This is a genomic window from Dethiosulfatibacter sp. (genome assembly GCF_983023055.1).
Map to the genome: position 1 here is coordinate 1 of NZ_CEZJXU010000231.1, position 4,053 is coordinate 4,053.

4 protein-coding genes and 1 pseudogene are annotated in these 4,053 nt (G+C 37.2%); 1 reads left to right on the forward strand and 4 read right to left on the reverse strand.

All coding sequences use genetic code 11. From position 1 onward, the window contains the following. The first annotated feature begins 108 nt into the window (after positions 1-108). Positions 109-1,152 (forward strand): IS30 family transposase, encoded by a 1,044-nt coding sequence (locus tag AC3AX0_RS08660; RefSeq protein WP_487549900.1) that lies wholly within the window; start codon positions 109-111, stop codon positions 1,150-1,152. A 43-nt stretch (positions 1,153-1,195) separates the two neighbouring features. Here the strand turns inward: AC3AX0_RS08660 and AC3AX0_RS08665 are convergent, their stop codons facing one another. The 4 genes and pseudogenes from AC3AX0_RS08665 to AC3AX0_RS08680 form a co-directional block, all read right to left on the reverse strand. Next, a complete protein-coding gene (locus tag AC3AX0_RS08665) occupies positions 1,196-1,354 on the reverse strand; it encodes a hypothetical protein (protein WP_487549901.1) in 159 nt (52 codons plus the stop codon). A gap of 12 nt (positions 1,355-1,366) precedes the next feature. Next, on the reverse strand, positions 1,367-2,329 hold the full coding sequence (locus tag AC3AX0_RS08670) for a hypothetical protein (protein WP_487549902.1): 963 nt from the start codon (positions 2,327-2,329) through the stop codon (positions 1,367-1,369). A gap of 155 nt (positions 2,330-2,484) precedes the next feature. Beyond that, positions 2,485-3,666, reverse strand: a complete 1,182-nt coding sequence (locus AC3AX0_RS08675; protein ID WP_487549903.1) for an RtcB family protein — start codon at positions 3,664-3,666, stop codon at positions 2,485-2,487. Between the two features lie 40 nt (positions 3,667-3,706). Continuing rightward, positions 3,707-4,053, reverse strand: a pseudogene (locus tag AC3AX0_RS08680) (hypothetical protein); the annotation flags it as partial.

Sequence of the window (4,053 nt, forward strand, 5' to 3'; positions counted from 1 at the left end):
GCTTAATTGTATAATTAACTTGAACTAATAAAAAAAATCCATAGTGGATCAAACTGTAATATAATTGAATCGCTGAACACAATAATATATACAGGAGATGAACTCACTATGGACAATATTAATGATACATCAATTCAACGAAAAAATAAACACTTAAATGCATTCGAACGCGGACAAATTCAGTTATTAAATGATGAAGGTCTTACACCTTATGCCATAGGTAAAAGATTAAGAAGAGCCTCTAATACCATACGAAACGAACTAAATCGAGGTACTGTTTTACAGATAAAAGCCAATAAGACTGTAAATATCTACTATCCAGATACTGGACAAGCTATATACGAAAGGAACCGAGCTAATTGTGGACCTAAATTCAAGTTCCTATCCTGCTCAAGTTTTATAAGTTTTGCAGAAAAAAAGTTTTATGAAAATACACACTCTATCGATTCTATCTGTGGTGTAGCAAGACTTCGAGAATTATTCGATAAAGACAAGATGGTTTGTACAAAGACGTTGTACAACTATATCAATTTAGGTCTACTTGGTATTGCTAACATAGATCTGCCTCTTAAAGTTAAGAGAAGCACAAAAGCAAAACGTATACGCAAGCATAAAAAAGTCCTTGGGAGAAGTATTTCCGAACGTTCTGAGGGAATTAACGATCGTAGTGAATTTGGCCACTGGGAAATAGATTCAGTTATAGGAAAGAAAACCAAGGGAGAGCCGACACTGATGACTATTACTGAACGTAAAACGCGAAAAGAGCTAATCAGAAAGATTCCTAATCAATCTTCAGAATCAATTATGAACGCACTCCAGACACTAGCTATAGATGCAGGAGATCTCTTCTCTACCGTTTTTAAAAGCATAACTGCAGATAATGGTTCTGAATTCGCTGAACTATCAAATCTAGAAGAAATAACCGGCACTAAAATCTACTTTGCTCATCCTTACACTTCTTCTGAGAGAGGTACAAATGAACGGCACAACGGCCTTATAAGACGGTTTATACCTAAAGGTAAATCGTTACTCAATTACTCTATAGATAACATAGCTAAAATCCAAAACTGGTGCAACACATTGCCACGTAAGATTTTAAACTATCTTACACCTGATGAAGCATTTCAGGATGAGCTATATAGGATACAATAATTACAGACATACATATTTTTACAGTTAAAACTAGTTCAATTTGTTATTGCAATTTAGGTCCTCTCATATACTTATCAAACAAAGTACCTACAAAATTTTTACCTTTGGCTACTTCCCTATAATTAACCCCATTATCTGAAATAGCTATACCGACCTGCCCTTTCATTTTTATGTTTATACTGTGAACTTTATCTTGTAACATATTTTATCTCCTTTAAGTTAATATTATTGTCACTTCATCAGATGCCGCGAATGTATAGGAAGCCTTATCAGCAGTATCTTCTACTATATGGTCATTGCCTAAATCAACTACTATTACTGCCTCATCAGATTGCGAAGTGACCATTAAACTAGCAGTATCATATACGGTGGCAGCTGGATATTTACTTGTAACTCCTCCAATAACTCCTGCACTTCTTATCCAATTCATATAATTACCAGAAGAAATGATGAATTCGTTATCAGAAATAATACTTACAGTAACTGTTCTATCACCCATAGGTGTCGTAAAGAAGGGCACAGACAGTGTAAAACTATCTCCTCCAGCCTTCAAAAATTCCTTCACTGTATGCCTACTTTCCCCATCTAGAGAAATTTCAATGGTAAGAGTAGTATCCAGTGCACAACTTGCGTTTATGGTTAAATCAAAATACAAGTGGGCATCCTGTCCCATTTCCATAGTAATTGCTCTTACAGTAGGTGTACTGTTAATAGTTATGTCTGCATCAGATATATCAGATACGACCCCCATTATATCGGGGTTAAAGAATATTCCCTTATCAGCAAGCTTCATCTCTCTTAATTCACCAGTATTTTGAGCATTGTAGGTCAATCTCAATCCATCGGTTTCCTTATAAATAAAGGCCTTTCCACTGTTTTCAGTAACTCCATCACCATCACCTTCACCTAGTACTATCTTTGGAATATTGTAACCAGTTATTGGATCTTGAAAAAATTTAAATGCCATCTTAACATCTTCATCATATTGATAAACCATGACCGGATATTCCGTTTCCTCTGTTGTCATGTCCTTTTCAGAATCATCAGTCCAATACAAAGGATCTCCATCATCGTTGGTAAACTGCACCTGTGGAAGATCATCCCTCCTCGTAGCCTCGATGAAATCATGGAATTGAGCTCTCAAATCCTGTCCATAAATTGCTGGTGCACCAGTCAAAGGATCCCATGTGACAAGCTTGTTGACTGCCAGATTTGCAAACCTTCCCGAATTAGCATAAAGTGCATTTATTATATCATAAAACTGTATGGTTTTATAAATGAATATATTTTTTTAAAGCTGTAGATTATATGAAAAATATATCATATATTTTATCAATGGTCCTTATAATTGAAGAGTGGCTTCAACATATCAACTATTTCAACGGTTTCATCGATATTGTCCACAATACTGTCCACTGACTTGTACGCCTGTGGGGCTTCATCCAAAGTCTTCCTGCAGACCGACTGGGAATGGATTCCCTTCATGGATTCCTTGAACTCCTTTATATCTATGGTGTTTTTGGCAACCTTCCTGCTCATAAGCCTTCCCGCACCGTGAGGAGCTGAATAATTCCAGTCCAGATTCCCCTTTCCCATGGCAAGTATTGATCCGTCCCTCATATTAATAGGGATGAGCAGTAACTCTCCCCTTTTGGCCGAAACCGCACCCTTTCTCAATATCATGGAATCAAGGTCTATATAGTTGTGGATTGTTACAAACTCCCTGACAACCTTAAAACCAAACCTGCTGCCAATCCGGTGGGATATTAGCTTTCTGTTTTCATAAGCAAATCTCTGTACAAACTCCATGTCATGAAGATATTCCTCTAGAAGACTTCCCTCACAGTAGGCCAGATTCTTCTTCACCAATCTGGCATTAAGTTCTGTTATCCTTTCCAGAACTTCTCCATCCTGCTTTCCTTTCTTAATGATGTCCAGTTCTGTCTCAATATTTTTATTGTAGACCTTGAAGGCGCCGTAGGCTTTCTTCTGGTAATATTCCGCTACCTGTTTGCCAAGATTCCTGCTCCCTGAATGCACCACAAGGTAAAGGCCTCCATTTTCTGACCTGTTGATTTCTATGAAGTGGTTTCCTCCCCCAAGAGTTCCAATGCTCTTCCTTATTCTTTCCACATTGTCAAGATTCTTGTAGCATTTAAGCTTTTCCACAGGGAATTTTTTCATAATTCTGTTGTAAACCTTGAATCCCGTAGGAATCTCATCCTTGATGAACCTGTTAATTTCATTAAAATCAAGCTTTGCAGTTTTAAACTCAACAGTATGCATCCCACAGCCTATGTCCACGCCAACAAGGTTTGGCACTACCTTGTCACTAACTGTCATAGTAGTGCCTATGGTACATCCCATTCCAGTATGAACATCTGGCATTATCCTTATACTGCTTCCACTGACAAATTCCTGGTCACATAATTCCTTTATCTGTTTGAAGGCAGATTCTTCAACTTCTTTTGCAAAAACCTTTGCAGTATTGTATCTTCCCTTTATCTCTATCAATTCATCTTCCCCATTTCACTTTCAACTGCACCATTCAGCATTAGTCAATATTAACGCAAAACCTTTTATATTTTGACATGTTTTCAGGCAGGTATATACTTTCCACATTAACATTCAAGTCAATACTTATATCATATTCCTCCAGTTCCTTCTTCATCCGTTCCTTCAACACAGCTACCGTCTTTTCAGCAGTACCTTCCTCATCAACAAACAAATCAACTGTAATATCCAGTGAATTCTGTGAACTCTCACGGACCTTGAACTCCCGGATATTGTCGCTGCTTGTAATTATCCATCTGCTAATAAGATCTGGGAATATATGTTGACTATCCCCTTTTCTGTTCAAGAAATAGACAACATCATCATTCCTTCCCAGTATCTTTTTTA

Excerpts from the sequence above, each read along its gene's own strand:
- AC3AX0_RS08660 (WP_487549900.1), top strand. The coding sequence starts at position 109 with ATGGACAATATTAATGATACATCAATTCAACGAAAAAATAAACACTTA.
- AC3AX0_RS08665 (WP_487549901.1), bottom strand. The coding sequence starts at position 1,354 with ATGTTACAAGATAAAGTTCACAGTATAAACATAAAAATGAAAGGGCAG.